This is a genomic window from Candidatus Vallotiella adelgis (genome assembly GCF_020541305.1).
Taxonomy (GTDB): Bacteria; Pseudomonadota; Gammaproteobacteria; order Burkholderiales; family Burkholderiaceae; genus Mycetohabitans; species Mycetohabitans adelgis.
On record NZ_CP047396.1, the window covers coordinates 318,992 to 339,617 of the forward strand.

The following is a 20,626-nucleotide window of genomic DNA, read 5'->3' on the forward strand; positions in this document are numbered from 1 at the left end:
ATACGCCGCCTACGTGCTTTGGAGGAGCGCCAAGCAGCACACCACGACTCCAGAACCTGTCCTACTTACATCATGCGGTCCCGTACCCAAAATAAACGCCGCTGCAATGCATTCGGTATGCGGCGCCATATTTTGCGCGCGAATCGGTAAAAGTGGCTTCGATTTATAGCGGCGTCTAGCGTGGGTGCAGATATTTCACGACGTTCAATCACAGCCTCATACCAGAATGTGCGGCGCAAATAATACCAATAGAAATGTGCAAGCGGCGCAGCTGGGTTATTCCAGGGCTTCGCCTCAAAACCAGCATAGTGAACCATCTGAGGTGCTGAAAATGCCTCACGTACTTTTTCCGCTAGATTGGTGCCTAATCCAGATATTACGTCCATCGACGCGTTGACGACGTTCCAACTCAGGTCTAAAAACTTGACACGACCAAGCAAATGCTGATTAAGTACATCTTGATCTAGAAACCAGTAGCGTTTACTTGTCAGATCTCTGTAGGCATGTTCGCGTAGATTTATCGCGCGCAGTACTTTAAGGTCCATGACAATGAGGCCGGCTTGGAAATATTCGTTGCCGCGATTACCCATGCTAAGCCAGTCTCGCAGATAATCGCTAGCGCGCGCACCACCCGCTTCTATAAAAGCCGGTACACCCGTTGCCGCAAAACTGCGCATGATGACGTCAGGAACAGCTCCGACAGCACGTCCGGCTAGATCTATATCATAGATCGTGGATAAGTCACCAAGAACGACTGTATCTGCGTCAACATAAACAACGCGGTCATGTTTGGCAAGAAGTTCGCCAAGGCTTAAGCGATAAAAGGTTGCAACGGAGAAATGTGCATGCAGTGGAATATCGGCGAACATGTCTGAGCAAGATAAGAACGTGAGTAGCCCACGTCCATTCAGCTGAAATTGCCGCTCAAGCAGCGCTCGTTGATAGTCGGAAATACCACCATCTAGTATGATCAGGTCTAGCTTTCGATGTGGCGCAAGGTTAGCCTGTACCGATGTCATGAAAGTCGCTAGGTGGGGAACAAAGTTGCTATCTGACGCCGTCACTACGCTCACTGAATTGTCAGTCGGTCGTGCGGGAGCGCAATATGCGACGCGCTGACCTTGTATAAAAACGCGCTCGAGTTCAATATAGGTTTTCGGATTAGCGAGTCGTTTACTTACGAAGACATTAAAAAGACGCTCGGACATGTAGCCAAAGACGCGTTGAGCAGCCATCGAATAGTTTGTTAGATCAAAGCGGCGCTCAACCTCGAATAGAATCAAGAATACCCATTGGCAATATTCATCGAACAGTTCGCGACGGAAAACAAAAATGTTTGTGAAGTATCCTTCGTGCGCATCCATAACCGCATCGAAATGCTTTATGTCAGTCGGATATAAATCACTGATCACGCTGCGCAGTATAGCGAGATCAGTCCCATAATGATGGGCTGCTTTTGCGTAGTGTGTACGCAATGTATAGTTCCCTGCGTTACGAACAGACCATCTCTGTGGTAACACGGCAAGCAATCCTGGCCTTGACAGGAGAAATGACTCAACACAAGATGCTGTAAGACCCAGGGTTTCTATCTTTTTCTGATCGAGACAGTTGTAGTTTGCGCACCCATGCGCATCGATTCTATGTGTTTCGCCACTAAAGTCTAAGAAACGCCGATAGTGCATGAGTCCGATCCACTGTGCAGCACGATCATTCTTCCAGGCCCAATACAGCGCCGTTAATTCGCAGAATGCGCTATTCTTGTGTGAGATATTGTGGCCAGTGTCATCTCGAGTAAATCCTAAGTCAATAGACGAACGGCTCGCGCCCACCTGGATCGGCACAAAACATCTATCTGATACCGTTTCCGATGCAGGCTTATGATAGCAAACATAGATATGCACTGGGCTGTGCGTCGTAGACATGACGAAAGGTCTGTTGAGCGACACTAAGAAGATTAAGAATTGTGTTCTAGAAAGCTCAAGATGTACTAATCACACTGATTGACTGGTACCTCAGTCAACGTACCTTTTTCGAGAACAATCTTGCGATTACAGATTTTTTGCACGAGTTGAGGCGAATGCGAAGCCATGACAAGAATAGATGACTGCTTAACAAGTAAATTGAGGCGATCGGACGCTTTCTTATTAAACGATTCGTCGCCTACAGAAAACCATTCGTCTATAAGCAGAATATCGGGACGTACTGCGGTCGAAACTGTAAAGGCGAGGCGTAAAACCATCCCACTAGAATATGTTCTAGTGGGCATGTCGAGATAGTTTCCAAGTTCACTAAATTCCGCAATCTCGTCGATTTTCTCTTCAATCTCTTTTGGGCGTAGACCCAGCATAATGCCACGCAAAAAAATGTTTTCGTAGCCGGTTGCTTCTGGATCTATGCCCAGCGACATATCAAGTAGCGTACCAATCCTACCCCTGACATCTAGTGCGCCAGAAACTGGCTTGTACACACCTGATAAGACCCGCAACAACGTGGTTTTTCCCGCACCGTTGTGACCAACCAGAGCAACTCGATCGCCGGCTTTAAATTCGAAACTTGCATTGCTCACAGCGCGGACAACTACTTGCCCACCAGCATCGCGTGCAACACGCCCGCCAGTAGCCACACGCAGCACAGCCTTCTTAAAAGAGTGATGCGATGCATTGAAAATAGGAAAATCAACCGTGATACATTCGGCGCGGATATGTACGGAATTCATCCAACAATCCTGTTAAAGCCAGTATGCAATGCGATGCCGATAACGCGATAGCAACAATGAGGCTGTTAAAGCAAAAAAGATAACCACTCCCAGTACCCAGGCCCAGGACTGAGGAGGTGGTAACGTACCGAGTAGCGGGTCACGCACAACGTTAATAAGATGTGTCGCTGGGTTCAAGTTTATGAGCCACAAGAAACGGTCTCCAAGAGTTTGGGGCTGCCATAAGATAGGCGTAACATAAAAACCGATCGTCATAACACTCTGGACAACAGGCTGAAGATCACGGAAACGAGTACATGGAATGGCAATACATAATGAGGCAAAATAAATCGCTATAGTACAAAATAGCAAGCCCGGGATTGCTACTAGCGTAGTCCATGACCACCCAGGCCCAATAAACGAAATCACAACTATAAGTACGAGAAAGTTATGCGCGAAAATAATGAGATTTCGCACAATGAGTCGTAAGATGTACGACGGTACTGGTAAGCGTGTCTGTTTTATTACCCCTTCGAATTGTGTGAATCCTACGCAGGATTCGTTAAGCTGCGTTGAGTAAAACGACCAGATAACCTGCCCCACCGCGTAAAAAGGCAGGTATTCGCCAATCTTCATCTTGAAGATCAGAGACCAAACAGCACCAAGCATAGCGATTAAAATACCAGTGCTGAGCGTCATCCACAACGGCCCAATCACCGAGCGTCGGTAGCGCTGCTTGATGTCATACCACGCGAGCAAGCCCCAAAGATAGGGTGCCTTCGCCGTATCCCAGAGTTCGTTTTTGCGGAAATCTATTTGTCTCATAAATTGAGATATCGTTAGTTTTATATATTCGCTTAGCAGCGATAGCTAGCAGAATTAGTGCTGGCAGCTAGTATTAACGCTACACGATTTAGCAAGCGGCCGCAAAAAATTAGCGTCTTTTCTCCAGTCAAATAAACTGGTTGAGCAAGAGCTTTTTATAGGGAGGAAAAAATCGGCTCTTTTTTTATGCATACCGCACTTCCTGCTTAAAAAACACTACACACAGCGAGACAATACACGAGACTGCCCTAACTTTTCCTCCGCGTGTGCAACCTAAGGTCGCAATCCTCAAAAAATTTTGAGGAAATAAATTATCTATTTTCAGGAAACTTTTCTGATAGCATAAAGCGTAGATTTACCACTACCTGCCAGACTTGTACAGTCTCCTGACGCATTCTACTAGTTTAACAGGCACGCGGTTGAACCGTACGTTTACCCCCCAAGAGCCCCATCATCACATTAACTATCATCTGCTATGCGCACGACGTTGTATTTCCGACGATAACTCATGTTGCGATGACCGAAACTATATGACCGAAACTATAGTCAATTTTGAAAATTGACCCACATACTTTAAATGATTTATTATGTCTGCCTATAACCCACATTTTTGTAATAAACGATCAATCGGATGTTTTCTTCCTGTCAACTCAACTAGCGCCGCGTATCCATTGCGGACCTTTTGGTTTGTTAGAACATCTGAGTAATAAGTAATAATCGAAGCAAGAGCCTAGCATTTTTGTCGGATAAGTAAATAGATTGAGCTAATACTGGGGGTAGATAGGCGCAATATTTCTCGGTCCAAGCCTGTTTGTTGGAAAAACTTATTCTCCACCAGCAAATAGACGGTAGACTGTTTTTCTATTTTTAGACTCATCTGCTTTGAAATAATAACGGCTTTTATCTTAAGAAGCTTGTAGAACTTCTGCATGGCACTACGTGCATACATCAGCGTATGAATTTTATCTATAAGCAACATATTCAAGATTATAGCGAAAATTTTTCATATGCAAAAGGGTACATATAGATATATGCTCTATATATAATATATTCTGATCAATGGCTGCATTACAAAGAGCTGCTTGTTCGACTCACTTGCTCAGCTAACAACTATCGGATGATATCCAGTACCCAATTACATTGCATAACATGACATTTCTACCAATAATTAGTGTCTGTTATGTAATGAAATTCGTCCTACCTAGCCTGGCGTAGAAATACTAAACGTTGACCTGTCTTTTTATATAAAAAACTGATGTCGATCTGAAATTCAATATTGATGCTTAATAATTCTTAAACCTCTGTCCACATACGCTTCGAGTGTTATAGTGACATCTACTCTTTCAGATTTAGCACTCGAAACCTAGCTATCTTAAAGTCGTGAATTAGTATCTTATGTCAGTCTTTTATTTTACGCCTACTGGGCTTCCTGCGTCTCTTTTTGCTCTAAGAATGTGGCCGGGATCTGCAACGTACTACACATTGAGGTTAGAACTTTTATAGGTTAATATACTGAGCATCATATTTCATCTCGCGTATGACGCTAGCATAGTCAGCGCAGAAATTTTTGCTACTCAGCTTATGCACTTTACCCGCGCAAAAAAGATACATATCTAACTATCACATAGTTACACTTCTCTATTGCATTTTTTAAGAAGATAAACCTATATTTACTGAAGAATATTGTCTAAACATTCTTCTTCTACAGGCAGCAGATTTTCGTAGGGAACTACCGTTTATATACATCAAAAACCCATATCAGTATTATGGGTATTAGCTGCTTAAAGCATATGCGCGTTAGCGATATATTAGAAAATAATTAGAGTATATAGATATATAATATATTAACTAAATATAATATACTATATATTGAAATGTTGTTCCGAGAAGATGTAAACCTTCATTATATTTTAGTTAACTTATTTTCTTGAAATATCGAATATGTAATAATAAATTCAGATACATTTATCATCAACCTGAGAGTATATTGTATAAAAAGTAAATTTTTTAGTTATATATTTTACTTTTTATGCATTAAAATAATAATACATATACTTAATATTTTTTTGTTTAAATTAAAATAATTTACTATAGTACTCTTTTCTTTACTTAGGTAGTTGATAATAAGATTAGAAATCTGATTAAGGCGTGAAAAATGTTTGTCTGAAAAAATCACTTATCTACTAGAAATCGAGTATTTTTTCCGCCATTGTATCTTGCTGACTAAGTTGTCGAAGCGTGTGTTTCTAAAAAATATACAATATCTCGCCTAAATAGGAAAGTGCTTTCATATTAATTACAAATTATATTTGTATATAAAATATATTTGAATGATTAGCTATAGACAAGTATTTTTGTAAAGCAATAAATTTATTTATATTTAGAGAATTCGTTTCTTGGATCGTTTAAAGAAAAAACATATCTAGTGTAAAGTCAAAAATTTTATATACGTTGCCATAATTTTTGAGTAGAAGCAGAATAAGCTTTATGCTTAAAACTCGGCATTATATTATCCTTATATCATTATTAAAAGTCACCCCACGGGATCCGGTGACAACAGCTACTATTTGAGCTGTAAACAAAATAAATAGTGTAGATAAATATTATAGAATACGAGTTTTCATCAATATAAATCAACCGTCTTCCATTAACTTATAAGGAAACTATTATTAGATGAATGAAATATTTCCCTTAATCCGCAAGCCAATATTATATAATAAGTATTATTATTTCCATGTATATATATAAATAATAGCAGATATTGAATATTAAATATACTTAACATATATTAAATTATATCCTAAATTTTATTAATTAATTTATTTTTATTATTATAACATAATATAAATTTTTTACAAAAAATATATATTTTTGAAATTTTTAATATAGTTATAATATCTATTATAATTTTATTAACTAGTGTAAATATTATGTAATTAAAAAACGAGAACAAGATTATGTGTCTAAGGCTATATAATTCTTTTTTTAAAGAAATCATAAAATACTAACTACAAGTCGTAGGATGGGATAATATATGGAATTATTACTATTCATTTTTTAAAAATTTCTGACATTAATAATCCCTATAGAGTAAGTTACCGAAAAAGTGCTTATACAGTTTATAATGAATACCACATTACGGAATAAATTATAGAACTGTTGCTTTATTTATATAATTCTATTTGTTATATTTTATATAAAAAAGAGAAATTCGTATAATAAATTTTGTTAATTTATTATAAAAATATACTATAATAAAATTATTTTAATTAAATTTCGATAAACTAAATTTATATAAATATTTATATAATAAAATATGGAATTAATACTACTTTACTTTATTAGATAAAAATTATTCTTTATGAAATAATAAACTGTTATATTTAACAGTGATTTTATAAAATCATAATTAGAATAAGTTTTTATAGTAAAAATTACAATATATTTATAAAAATAAAATACATATAGTATTGTATGTAAATACATGCCAGAATTTTTTAAATTATTAAAACTTTACTTAAAGTACTTATTTTCATTAAATATATATTTTATTTTTTAATAAATATGTTATTAATTTTTATTAGATCGCAATAAATAATAACAAAAAAACAGCAATATTTTTATAATCTAAAAATACTTTATAAAAAATTATATTAAGTTCTAAGATATATTAAATAAACATACCTTATTTATAATAAAACTAGATTTATAAATATGTTAACTTTTTACAAAAAATATTTAAATATTTTTATATTTTTAGTTTATAGAGTAAAAATATTTTACTGCATTAGAAATAAAATTACTATTCTTTAACACTTAATATATTTTACAAATTCTTAATAAATTATTTTTTATTTAAGAACGTTATTTAATATATATTAAATATTAATTGCAGTTACTGCATTTCTATTTTTTAAATATACTTATATAGGTTTGTATAATACTTTTATAAAACTTAGGTTAAAAACCTATTAAAATTAATATTTTATTATTGTAATATTAAATATATAAAATATGACAATTTTATTTTTTTAACAAAAATTTAAGATTCATACTTTATATATAATATTATTAAATATAAACATGAAAATTAGCATAACAAGCGTACAACAAAATATAAATTGTCAATCTTATTTATTGGACGATCTCCCTATTTGTTTTACTACTCAACGATAATAGTATCGTATAATAAATACTTTTTGGTCAGTTAGAGCAACTACTACACAGAAAAAATACAGATAGTCCTTGTAATCAGTCAAGCTAGCAGCGGGCTCGTCAAGCTAGCCCGCTGCTAGCTTAGCTAGAAGCGATTTCGCGAAGCGATGTGAGACGGCTTCTACGTAAAAGTTCTTTGTATGAATCAACGTAGCGTTGTGCCATTACTTTCGATGTAAAACGGGCCTCGAACGCTGCTCGAACGCCCGAACGTGATAGCGTATGTAGCTGGTTTACCGCAGCCACTGCACTTAATTCATCTTCGACTACAAAGCCTGAAACGCTATTTTCGATGATTTCTGGAACTGATCCTCTCTTAAATGCGATTACGGGCGTACCACAGGCCATTGCTTCAATCATTACTAGACCAAACGGCTCTGGCCAGTCTATTGGAAATAGTAATGCATGTGCGCCTGATAAAAACTGGGCTTTTTGGGTCTCTGATATCTCGCCGATATACTCGACGTGTGGCAGCGACATTAGTGGCTTAATCTGCTCTTCGTAATATACGCGATCAGCCCTATCGAGCTTAGCAACAATCTTAATTTTCATGTCGCACTGCTGTGCGATTCGAATCGCAGCATCTAAGCGCTTTTCTGGCGAAATACGACCTAGAAAGGCTAGATAGCTCGGTTTGATATCAGTAATCGGCGTTAGTAAATCACTAGGAAGACCATGATGTACGGTTGAAAGCCAATTAGCCTGCGGCAACGGGTTGCGCTGGTTAGCAGAGATCGATACAACTGGCACGTTGTTAAACATGTTGAAAATTGGCTGTAGCTCGGCCAAATCAAGTCGGCCATGTAATGTTGTTAAATGAGGAACAGGCTGACGCGAAAATAGTGGGAAGGGGTAATAGTCGATATGAAAATGTAATACATCAAACTCCTCTAACCGCCGGCGAACTTTCTCAAGCAATAAAATATGTGGCGCCATCGTATCGCGAATCGACGGATCTAGTCGCAGCGCCTGCGGCCATACCGCATCGAGCTTAGCCGACGTCTCTGAATCCCCACTAGCAAACAGCGTTACATCGTGTCCGAGTTCAACCAGCGCTTCGGTGAGATAAGATACGACACGCTCGGTCCCACCATACAGCTTTGGTGGAACAGCCTCATGCAGCGGCGCGATCTGAGCGATTCGCATATCGGTAAACTCCTAAAAAAGTCAGACGAAGTAACTGCTTCGGTTTAATGCAGCTTAGGAGCCCCGGGTTTGCTGCCCGCCTCCTGTGCCACCTATGCCATCACAGCGCGAACGTGTAGCAGTCTTTCTGCAATGACACAGTACAGCGTTATATAGTCTCTCCGATTGATTAATCTGCCGCGCCTAATACTATTTCCTTCTGTTAGAATACAAGACATCAACATTCGAAAATCAGCCCTTAATAGCTATTAGCAAAACTGCCTGAAGGCCCGGACCTAGATTCAATTATGAATGCTGAATGAACAAATTTAGGCTTGCTTTTCAAGATTTTTTACTCTGTTATGTGCTTAATACATTTTTATAAGCTTTTTTCTAAAAGACTATTATGTATTATTTCTAAGGTTGCAACGCAAATAGAGGGCTGTGTTTTATAGCTTATTACAATGCACCCAACGCGCTGTAACTTACAGAAGGCTAACTTGTCATTGTATCTGAAAATACTTTCATATACAGACACGAAATGTAGCTTATTAGAAGACTCAGTGGTCTGCTGTCAAATCTCTAGTTATACATGTCCTAGATACCAATTGGCGCATCGCTCGACTTAACTGTTCTAGGACGCGTTTATAATCTCATCTCTAGCTACTCGCTTGATAGAGGTCACGACTATTCAATACCGCCGCACTTAATTATCTAACTAAGCAGACCCCTCAGGCTATAGTTGCATACAATTATTGTAATACGTAGTTGAAAAGGTTGCGTCTAGTGCTTTTTCGGTATTTCTGTTTTATAAAATACGGTAGTATGCGGTTGCAGCTACTGTTGTACTAGTAAGCGCAGTCTCAGTAATTGACTACGCTTACATTAAAAGTCTTTGCTTAAGAATTTTGATCCATATATTTAGCGATGGCTGTTGTCATCTACTTGAGCCTTAGGGATTTTTGAGATAGTTAGTCGACCGCATTACCATGTTCATTAAATAAATCAGCGACGAGAGTGCTTAGTATACGTATGTTGTGTAAGCTAATTAGACAAGTGGTTACGAATATACTAGCAGGAAAGTTTTAGCAACATGATTTTGGTGAGCCATCTAGACTTCACAGTCTTACGCGGCATACTATACTCTCATAGTCGCTATCATATGTAGCAATACCATTGAAACCTTAAATATACTTCAACGCAATAGTTTTTATTCGTCTGAACCTGAATAATACAGTACGATACCCAATAATTTTTAATTATATGTCGAACTAAATTAGTGAGTTAATAATTGAAAATTACTAATCAGTAAGTTAGCCTAGCGTAGAAAGCTAAATTTATTAGTTTCTACTATACTGGCTTTATTACAGCACTTTTATAAGCTATAGAATATAGAATCTCGTTGAAAGACAAGATACACATTCTATGTATTACGCATAATGGCACTATGCAGTGCTATTATATTTATGATGCGAAATATTTCTCGATTATATCATCATATAAATAAAATGATTATCGTACGTCTAAATTATATCATTAGCTAACTCAGCGTCACCAGAAGGTGACTGGTGATGGACGATTTCGTGACAACCTGCTTGCTCAAAAAATAAACATAGTCGAAGAAATAATAGATATTAGATATATCGCCTTAATGAAATTAATTCATAGTAGTGCTGCTTTTAGTTCCGCCAGAATCGAGAGATTATTATAATATCCATGGATATGCTTTTGATGTTTGTATTAGCTCAATCAATTCTAGAGACGAGTGTACTAGCGTATCGCTGCTATAGATGAGCTATTACCGCTCATCTTTGATATCGCGCGATAGTCGATCTCTACCTTACACAGTAAGGTAATTGTGTTTATAACGAAGCCCACTAGCGGTCATTCGGAAAACTGAAAGAAAAAATGAAATAGGAAAATAAACTATTAACGCGGATTATGCATTTTAACGTATCGCTCAATCATACTTCTATGATGCTTTACTCGCTAGAGTCTCCTCTATTTGATTTTTCTGGCTCATAACTGATTTCATGATCTCAGTGAGAGATAATGGGCTGTGAAAATTAACCATCGATTTTATCGATCTACGAGATTTAGTTTAGAATTTAGATGGTGTTGAAACAATTTAGCAGAAATCTGAAACTAGTGTTTTATCTCGATTTTATGGAGGCGCGAGCCGGAGTCGAACCGGCCTAAACGGCTTTGCAGGCCGCTGCATAACCACTTTGCTATCGCGCCGTGGTACTTGGAGCGGGAGACGAGTCTCGAACTCGCGACCTTAACCTTGGCAAGGTTACGCTCTACCAACTGAGCTACTCCCGCATAATTTTATTTTTATTTGCACTTTACCATTCTTTATTATGAAAGTACAATATAATTGTATTGTTATATACAGTCAAGGACCAAGTCTAATAAAAATATGCCTATGATCGCGAACCTTTGACCAGGCTAGTTTCATATAATACAGCATTGACCAGATAGTTAGCACAGTCGCTAGGTAGATTAACCACTTTCCCATAATGTGTGTTTTGACCGCGAACCGTCCTAATACAATCGGTGCGTAATATAGCAACATCGGAATTGCAATCATTTGGCATGCGGTCTTTAGCTTGCCCAGTGAGTTTACGGCAACGCTCTTAGATGCCCCGATTTGCGCCATCCATTCGCGTAGTGCGGAAATTGCGATCTCACGGCCTACAATCAGCAGCGCAATAGCTAAATCAAGCCGCATTAAGTGTACTAGCACTAGTAATGCTGCGGTCATCATTAACTTATCTGCGACCGGATCGAGAAAAGCGCCGAATGCCGAGGTCTGGTTTAGCTTGCGAGCAAGGAATCCATCGAACCAGTCAGTTAACGCGGCAAGGATAAAAATAGCTGCAGCTGCTTCATTTTTCTCTTGCGGACCTAGTATTGTAACCGGCAGATAATACACGCCAACAATCAACGGGATTAAAACGATCCGCAACCATGTTAAGAAAATAGGTATATTAAAAAATATCAAAGCGAACTAGCAATGAAAGGTTAAGCACAACGCGCCACAATAGTAATAATTTACGATGCCGCTAGGCAGCCATCCGCACTGTGGCGCCTACGAAAACTATACGAGTAATTATTGCCATCGCTTGTGCTCTGATGCTCTCGCATGTCTGTAGACGCTGATCTGTTACGCGATTTGGTGCATTTAGCCTTTATGCCATCGATGGAATATCAACGCACCGCATCGCGGACTTTTTATAGCTATTATCAGAGCAGCATACTTCCTCTACAACTGGAGCGATGCTCGCCCCCTCCTTGCGAAGACAGGGCTTTAAAACCAATGTTACGATCTTTACCGTTCGCCTGCCTTTTCCAGCATGTTAGTGCCTAACGGCTCTATAAAAATCTGTTAGGCGATTTCCATTTTCTTGTTACCGCTGACAATTATCGAATGTATGCTAGCCTAGCCCGGTGGCACCACCAACGACCGCACTTCCTGTGCTGTAGGCTTAGTGCAGCTATCAAGCGTTGCGTTGATAGCTGTTTGTAATATTAATCTAGCGTAAATAATAATGCACTAGATAACCACGCCATGCTTTTCGCGTAGCACCGTAAAAGAACCTATCACATAGTAGCATGATGCTTATCAAGCATCATGCTACTATGGCGTTAGCATGCAATAGACCACACCGTGCAATAAGCGATAGACGAAACATGAGACTTAGGTAGTGGCACCCATGAATAAGACATATTCAAATATGTGATACACAACAACAATCCCCAAGTCAATCGAAGGAACCTGAGCAAGGTTGAGTTCGGAGTTACTGAGAATTCTGTTCTCACATCTCGACTATTATATCACTAGGTACACCTCTGGATGTACGACTAATGGATCCATACAACCTTATTGCTTATACTATTACAATAGTGCATTAATCAGCTTATGCGCAGCCAGTGTATGGTTGGCGTTAATTACTAGCGACTCTTACTCGACTAGCGCTAAAATATCGGCATCGTGGCTAGTATATCTAGCGCTAAACTCAATTGCCCGTTAATACAGCATCTTCGAGAGTCAACCGATTTGATTGCATATCTTGCTTGCTCACTCGTACAAATTTTAGCTCGGATGAATACGTCGCGAAATTAGATGTTATAATGCGACGTTAACGCTTTAATTTGATAATTTTCTAATGGTCACGCCTCCTATTTCGGAGCAGACAATCATCACCTTAATACATGCAATTCGCGAGACTATCGATATAAACGTGATATGCGTTGCATTTATATTTTTGTAAAATCTAAAAATCTAGATATATGCTTTTTTAAGTTAATTTCCCTGTACTCACACGCATAGCATAGCGTTTTGTGTACTATGGTGGCGATACGCACCCGATAAGTGCAAAAACGTGTAAATATACTGAAAACCGCAACCTAAATAATGCTCAAAAACGAGCTGAGGCAGAATGGTTTAGTCATAAATATAATGACAAAGCAGTCCCTCCGTGCTATGCAAGATTTATACTCTGTAATAAAAAGTTTAGTTGTTTGTTAAGTCGCCTCTGTATTGTACTCATCTTATATCTTTCTTCCCCAATCTACACATCGTTTCACATGCGATATTTTCTGCAGAGTAATCAACAATTTCGGCGACGCTAGTGTTTGCTGGAGGCTGGCTCAGCAGTTAGCTAATGAATATAATTGGCAGATTCGTTTGTTTATCGACGAGTTAACTATACTTGCTCAACTGGCGCCCGGGTTAGATGCTGGACGCAAACAGCAAGTACTATCCAATGTCTCGATTGAGTACTGGGACCACTCTGCATTCATCGAACCTAGTGCGAAGGTATTGAATATCGCTGATGTTATCATTGAGGCATTTGCCTGCGATCTTCCGGCGCCATACATTGCTGCAATGGCGCAACGATTGTCTCCGGTTGCTTGGATTAACCTTGAATACCTATCGTCCGAAGACTGGGTGTCGGACTTTCACTTGCGCCAGTCGCCTCATCCACGCTATGCGTTGACTAAAACATTCTTTTTCCCGGGTCTTTATGCTCAAACTGGTGGAGTTCTGTGCGAAAAAAACCTAAACGCACAGCGCCGTGCATTCATTGAATCAACAACTGAACAGGCATGCTGGTGGACTTCTCTTGGGCTGCCTCAGCCTGATCCAGCTGCGACAGTTGTGTCGCTATTTTCCTACGAGAATAGCGCTATTAACGTGCTGCTAGAGCAATGGCGTGATGCAACAAATCCGTTAGTACTACTAGTTCCACAGGGAAAAATTTCTGGGTCTATAGCACGATTCTTCGGTCGTTCTATGGGGCTCCGTGCATTCTCGGCAGGTATGAGCGCAAGCGTATGCTCGCTGAGTGCGTATTCGTTACCGTTTACTGACCAGATTGGCTATGATAAACTGCTGTGGAGTTCACATATTAATTTTGTACGTGGCGAGGATTCGTTTGTGCGAGCGCAGTGGGCACGCAAGCCTTTCGTCTGGCACATCTATGCACAAGCAGATAATGCACATCTACCTAAACTAGACGCCGCACTTGCAAATATCAGTTCGGCTTTAAAACCACCGGCACGCGACGCCTTAACTCGCTTTTCGAACGCATGGAACAGCTATCCAGCGCATAGCCCGCCTGATTGGCTAGATTTTATCCGGCATCGAGAGGCGTTCGAGGAAAACGCCAATTCATGGGCCAATAAGCTGGCCTCTATCGGCGATTTAGCCCAACATCTGGCCGCATTTGTTCAAAATATACTAAAATAGGAGTGCATAAAAGTTTGTGATTGCTTGGTAGACTTGCTTAATTCGGGAGCCTGCTATCAGGCGTTCGCCATACTCATTTACCAGACAAACTAGTCTTATGAAGACCGCTCACGAACTACGTATTAGCAATGTCATCATGATTGGCAATAATCCTATGGTTGTGCAGAAGACCGAATACAACAAGTCGGGCCGCAATGCTGCGGTTGTTAAACTTAAACTGAAAAACCTCCTGACCGGTACTGGCAATGAGTCGGTGTACAAAGCTGATGATAAGTTCAACATGGTTATGCTTGACCGTAAAGAAGTTACCTATTCATACTTTGCTGATCCGATATATATCTTCATAGATGCAGACTTCAATCAGTGTGAAGTTGAAAGCGAGATGATGGGTGATGCATTGCACTATCTTGAAGGAGGTATGGCATGTCAAATAGTGTTGTATAACGACAAGGCAATTTCAGTCGAATTGCCAACTACGTTAGTGCGCGAAATCGTCTACACAGAACCTGCAATTAAGGGCGATACCTCGTCTGGTAAGGTGCTTAAGAGTGCTAAGATAGCTAGCGGCCTTGAGTTACAAGTTCCGCTATTTTGCAATATTGGTGACAAAATCGAGATTGACACGCGCACGCATGAGTACCGCAGCCGCGCATAACATCTTAGTTTATCCAAAATACTTCAATACAGGCACCCAAGCAGAAAATGCTATTTTATTAGAAAAAGATAAAGTATTGTGCGCCACAGACCTCCTTGCCTGTGAAGAATATACTTGCTACACGAGAAAATTCTCTGTATTAAAGAAGCCACACTTATGGCACCTTATTACGGTCAGGTAGGCTGCATCCTAGCCCAAGCTAGTCACATACGCGATACTCTTTAGATAACGGATCTGGAGAGCTGCCTGTTCACTCGAACCCCGTGCATTGTCACGAAGCGCATAGTTGTTTTAATAATATGTCTCGAAGATGGGGCGCCTGCGATATAAAACTCAGAACCCCGGAAATGTTATATACACTAGCTGCTCCTCCTTTCTAGACCACTGTATAATTACGCGATCATATGCATCGTGCATGAGAAGATTAGTCACAAATAATTGTGAGCGGCTTATTAATTCCGGAAAAATACAGTCATACCACGGATCAGTAGATCAACGATCCGACTGACATTATCGGAACTCAATAAAATACCCGCTATATTAAGCATCAATAGACTATTTCTGCGCTTGCAATTTATGCAACAAAGATATATACGTTAGGATTCCTGGGGGTTTGTCTATAGACTGACTTGTCACTCCTATACCGCCGATATAGGTTGCAGCTTTTACTGAAGCGATAACGCACAATATAGAAATAATCACATGTGTCGTTGCTTACAAATACATGTGCCACGAGTATCCGTAATTGGCTATCTATTAAGCTAAGTTATCCGTTAAAAATCCTTTACTTACTACTGTTCTCCTCGCGATTTTGCATCGTATATGTCGTCCATACTCGTTAAGTGCTTGATAGATTAGCTAATTTTGCAATGCTTTATCAAAGTAGATAAAGCGCTAACCTGAACGATATTCAAATGCTTGACCTTACAGATTGAGCTATACAGTAGAACACTAGAACGAATGTTTATGCGCCCATGACGAGGCATGGGCGCGACTAATTGACTGTATCTTCTATAATATCTGCATACGAGGGTTTTCGGCCTACTACATTAACTGCGTCGAAGTGCGTAACTACATCTAATCCATCTTGCATAGTTAGCTCAGCGCGTTTTCCGACGCCAGATAAACATTGTGTAGCCGCACATCACGGGCTATGTATCAAGCATTTCTTATGCCTATGCACATCTAAGTACGCTCATTCAAGTGTGATTAATGACTACATCGCGCGTAAATCGGAATCAAAAATGTGCGCCTGTTCTCACGACGATGTAGCATGATCGTATCGTACAAGCCAGCCTACAGCTTGTAGCGAGCACGCAATATAGTCTGGATAAGCGGGGCGGGCATGTTACATAGCATAGCCACATCATCGATGTTAAGGCCCAACTCTATGACACACTCCAGCGACGCGAAAACATTCATAAGTTTTGCAGGTCACTCAAAATATCGCGAGTCGCAAGCGGCGCACCGCCAAGATAAGTATTTAATAAAAAACGCATCAGATTTTTGCTTTGTGCGACAGTCTTTGCACAAGAATAATCATCGCGCTCTATATCAAGCAAAGTCTGGCCGGAAATGACTGGTCCACGTAAGGCATCCTCTTGAGGTTCAAGCATCTCGATATCGCATACGCCCCTTGTAGGGTCGAAAACATATGAGCGCCCAGTTACTATACTCTGACTTGTCACAGTTCGATCGAACGACACAGCATAACCCGTTTCACGCAGCAAAATGCGCTCGAATGACCGCAATACTTGGACTGCTGGTTCAGCATGAGCGAGCCGCGTCAACGTTAATAGATAGTGGTCGAATAATGCGGCATGCGGATCTTCTCGTGCACAGAACCTAACGAGCAACTCGCTGACATAAAATCCACATAGCAGCGCATCGCCAGCAAGCGGGCGCATTCCACCGACCCATTCAGCTTTAGTTAAAGTTCGAATTTCGGACTTGCCGGTCCACGATAGCGAGATTGGCTGGAATGTTTGAAGCACACTGCGAAACGTCGAATGCGGTCGCTTTGCCCCTTTCGCGACGAGAGCGACACGACCGTGCGAGCGCGTGAATACGTCGATGATTAGGCTTGTCTCTCGATAGGGGTAGGTGTGCAAGACAAAGCCTAGCCGTTCGGTTTCAGGATAATCTCCGTGCAGTAAGCCTGAGCGGCAACGAGCCGATAGGGTATAGCCTGTCACGGACTGAGAAATATTACTTAGCCTGGCGTTAGGCGGCTTAGATTGATCTGTATTATTCATCGAGGCGTTATTCATACTCATAGGCGCGCAATGCCGCCTCGTTAGCTGACCAGCTACTTTTGATTTTCACGAACGTCTCTAGATAAACCGGACCATTGAAGAGCTTTATCATGTCGATGCGCGCTTCAGTACTGATCTTTTTTAGCTTTGTGCCTTTTTGCCCAATTATCATCGCTTTATGGTTATCACGATACACGATAATTGTTGCGAAAACCCGACGTAGGTTTCCGTTTTGCTCAAACTTATCGATTAGTATCGTACTCGTGTATGGCAATTCGTCTCCAGTCCAACGGAATAATTTTTCCCGCAAAATTTCAGTTGCTAAGAATCGCTCACTGCAGTTAGTCAACTCATCTTTACCATAAATTGCCTTACCAATCGGTAACGACGGCCGCAGAATCTTCAGTATCCGTCGGATGTCATCTAGCCGCTTTGCGCTGATCGGAACTACATGATGGAATACGCGTAGCGTCGCGATGTTTTTTACGAATGGCAGCAGCGCACTTTTATCCAAAAGCTTGTCGACTTTGTTTACGATCAATACCGACGGCACCGATGTAGGAATTAATTCGAATACTGCTTGATCTTCGGGCCTATAACGACCTGCCTCGATCACGAATAGCACAACATCTACCGATTTCAGTGTCGATGTAACAACACGATTTAGTAATGAGTCATTCCGGCTCTGGAAGCCCGGTGTATCGAGAAAAACGAATTGTGCATCATCTATTGTCCGAATACCCGCGATTTGATGCCGCGTAGTTTGCGCTTTTCGTGATGTAATGCTGATTTTTTGCCCAATAAGGGCGTTGATTAGCGTTGACTTTCCAACATTCGTGCGTCCAACGATTGCGATCGTACCGCAACGGAAATCGATTTGTTCAAAAGCCGAATTCATGGTAAGTAAGCCTACGGAAGAGGAAATACCACCGAGGTAGATACTGCACGCCTACCTCGGTGGTCAGGGTAGAGTGCAGTATAGAGCAGCTATATACGATCTGGTTTGGCGCAACCGGGGATCGCGCGGCTGTCATCTAACCCGCCTTACGCGGCACTAATATGGGTAACTATCTACTGCGGTGGCTCTATCAATCTCTATCACTACCGTGGGGAAGATGGGACTGCGCAGCGCGCCCAGTCAATAGAATTAGTCGGTATGCACAACACACGTATCGTTGCCACAACGCTTGGCATGCTAGATGACGATGATGCGTTCTTCTCGTATTTATGGTGACTACTTTTTTCCTGACTTATAGTCAGCATCGTTTGGTCTAGGGAATCTGCGATGCATTTATCATGGCTGATTCCCTACCTTTGTGATTTAACGTAGGGCGAATATCTACTATATCCCGCATTTTAGTGAAACATGGCGGTATATCTTCAAATTCTCGCTTAGCATCACGCGCTGTAGCTTTCGCTTGTTTTAGCTTACCAAGCGGCGTCATTGCCACCGTCATCACTTCTTCAAGTGCTTTTTTTGCGGCAGACTGCTCGGCCGCGCGTCGACTAGAGCCTATGCCGCACACCTTAATATCAAGATTTGGCACTATGCACTCAACTTCAAACTGCTGATTATGGGCAGCACCTGTGGTCGCAATCACTGTATAACTCGGTAATGCAATCTTGTAGCCTTGTAGATATTCCTGCAACAGAGTCTTGGCATCTTTGCCAAGCGTGCGTGGATTGATGTGCTCTAATATAGGTATATATAGTCGCTTGATCATTGTTTGAGCTGCATCGAATCCTCCATCTAGAAAGATCGCACCAAGCACCGCCTCAAGCGTATCAGCTAGAATCGACGGGCGCCGGAAGCCGCCACTGCGCAACTCTCCTTCACCAAGCTGAAGGGCTTCCGCGATATTCAGTGCCTGAGAAATTTCGTACAGCGATTGTTTTTTAACAAGATTTGCCCGCATTCGAGAAAGTTTACCTTCATCGAGCTTACTAAAGCGCTGGAACAAAAGAGCTGCTACTACGCAGTTGAGGACTGAATCACCAAGGAATTCAAGTCGCTCATTATGCATAGCGCTATGGCTTCGGTGAGTCACCGCTTGCTGCAACAATTCTATGTTGCGAAATTTGTAGTGCAGCCGGCTTTCCAGCGTTGAAAAAGACATAAATATAAGTATAACGTGTTCTGTAACTTAAGACGAGAAACTCTTATCTGTCATTCGAACGAGCCAATGCGCTTTGGGTTCGAGAAGTTTAGCCAGATGAAAAACGCACGACCGATCAGATTTTGATCAGGTACAAAGCCCCAGTAACGACTATCAGAACTATTGTCGCGGTTGTCGCCCATCACAAAATAAGAGCCCGGAGGCACCTTACAAATAAGGCCACGATCATTGTAGTTACAGTTATCGCGATAAGAATAATTATCTGAACCAATTACAAACGGCGGCATATCTGGCTCATTGAGCAATGCATAGCGCTTACTTCCGAGTGTCTCGCTGTATTGTTTGACATATTTTTTTAGCCGCCATATAGGCAGCTTACGATTATCCGGATAATCTGCCATCGGCGTTTTTAGTACTGCCACTCCATTGACTGTCAGGTGCTTATCTTGATACGCGACTACATCACCTGGCACACCAACGACACGCTTGATATAGTTAATCGACTCATTCTTCGGATAACGAAACACAACGACATCGCCGCGCTGCGGATTTCGGCTAGAGACAATCTTCTTGTTAATAATTGGCAAACGAATACCGTAATCGTACTTGTTAACCAAGATGAAATCGCCAACAAGCAATGTTGGAGCCATCGAACTAGATGGAATCTTGAATGGTTCAACGATAAATGAACGCAGCATGAATACTAGAAGTATCACAGGAAAGAAGCTTGCTGAATACTCGAGCCACCACGGTCGGCACAGATATTCTATGAGAAGCCTTACACGAGTGCGAACGGTATTTTCGTTGTGAGAGCGCTTATTTATACACTGTTGTTGCTGATCGTAGTTGTATGTGGCATTATCTGCGATCCGCCGACGCTGAGGCAGAAAAACTAGTTTGTCTACTATCCATGCAATGCCAGTTAACACAACTAGGATGAAGAGAATCAGCGAAAAATTCATGGCCTTGATTTTTTGGTTA

Annotated in this window: 11 protein-coding genes, 2 tRNA genes and 1 pseudogene; 3 read left to right on the top strand and 11 right to left on the bottom strand. The window is 40.8% G+C overall.

The annotated features are described in order from the left end of the window. Positions 1-65: 65 nt before the first annotated feature. From GJV44_RS01215 to pgsA, 7 genes are all read right to left on the bottom strand, one after another. A complete protein-coding gene (locus GJV44_RS01215) occupies positions 66-1,922 on the bottom strand; it encodes a DUF4422 domain-containing protein (RefSeq protein WP_226806691.1) in 1,857 nt (618 codons plus the stop codon). A gap of 65 nt (positions 1,923-1,987) precedes the next feature. After that, complete coding sequence (locus GJV44_RS01220; RefSeq protein WP_226806692.1) at positions 1,988-2,716, bottom strand: ABC transporter ATP-binding protein; 729 nt, start codon at positions 2,714-2,716, stop codon at positions 1,988-1,990. Between the two features lie 12 nt (positions 2,717-2,728). Continuing rightward, a complete protein-coding gene (locus tag GJV44_RS01225; protein ID WP_226806693.1) occupies positions 2,729-3,520 on the bottom strand; it encodes an ABC transporter permease in 792 nt (263 codons plus the stop codon). Positions 3,521-7,816: 4,296 nt separating this feature from the next. Next, the gene (locus GJV44_RS01230; protein WP_226806694.1) at positions 7,817-8,881 is read right to left on the bottom strand and encodes a glycosyltransferase family 4 protein; all 1,065 of its coding nucleotides are present in this window, start codon (positions 8,879-8,881) and stop codon (positions 7,817-7,819) included. Between the two features lie 2,146 nt (positions 8,882-11,027). Next, positions 11,028-11,101 (bottom strand) — tRNA-Cys (locus GJV44_RS01235). A gap of 8 nt (positions 11,102-11,109) precedes the next feature. Further along, positions 11,110-11,185: transfer RNA gene (locus tag GJV44_RS01240), tRNA-Gly, on the bottom strand. A gap of 73 nt (positions 11,186-11,258) precedes the next feature. Next, complete coding sequence (pgsA, locus tag GJV44_RS01245) at positions 11,259-11,864, bottom strand: CDP-diacylglycerol--glycerol-3-phosphate 3-phosphatidyltransferase (protein ID WP_226806855.1); 606 nt, start codon at positions 11,862-11,864, stop codon at positions 11,259-11,261. Positions 11,865-13,421: 1,557 nt separating this feature from the next. Here pgsA and earP point away from each other — a divergent pair. Together earP and efp are read left to right on the top strand one after the other, a co-directional pair. Then, positions 13,422-14,618 (top strand): elongation factor P maturation arginine rhamnosyltransferase EarP, encoded by a 1,197-nt coding sequence (gene earP, locus GJV44_RS01250; protein WP_420885749.1) that lies wholly within the window; start codon positions 13,422-13,424, stop codon positions 14,616-14,618. 97 nt (positions 14,619-14,715) lie between these two features. After that, a complete protein-coding gene (efp, locus tag GJV44_RS01255; RefSeq protein WP_226806696.1) occupies positions 14,716-15,273 on the top strand; it encodes an elongation factor P in 558 nt (185 codons plus the stop codon). A gap of 1,418 nt (positions 15,274-16,691) precedes the next feature. Here efp and recO read toward each other — a convergent pair. Then, positions 16,692-17,549, bottom strand: a complete 858-nt coding sequence (recO, locus tag GJV44_RS01260) for a DNA repair protein RecO (protein WP_320412823.1) — start codon at positions 17,547-17,549, stop codon at positions 16,692-16,694. Next, positions 17,536-18,426, bottom strand: a complete 891-nt coding sequence (gene era / locus GJV44_RS01265; protein ID WP_226806697.1) for a GTPase Era — start codon at positions 18,424-18,426, stop codon at positions 17,536-17,538. The genes recO and era overlap by 14 nt, the downstream gene beginning before the upstream one ends. Before the next feature lie 105 nt (positions 18,427-18,531). Here era and GJV44_RS01270 point away from each other — a divergent pair, with 105 nt between their 5' ends. Next, complete coding sequence (locus tag GJV44_RS01270; protein ID WP_226806698.1) at positions 18,532-18,762, top strand: hypothetical protein; 231 nt, start codon at positions 18,532-18,534, stop codon at positions 18,760-18,762. 97 nt (positions 18,763-18,859) lie between these two features. Here the strand turns inward: GJV44_RS01270 and rnc are convergent. After that, positions 18,860-19,645, bottom strand: a pseudogene (gene rnc / locus GJV44_RS01275) (ribonuclease III); the annotation flags it as partial. A gap of 50 nt (positions 19,646-19,695) precedes the next feature. Beyond that, a complete protein-coding gene (gene lepB / locus GJV44_RS01280) occupies positions 19,696-20,607 on the bottom strand; it encodes a signal peptidase I (protein ID WP_226806699.1) in 912 nt (303 codons plus the stop codon). Between the last annotated feature and the right edge of the window lie 19 nt (positions 20,608-20,626).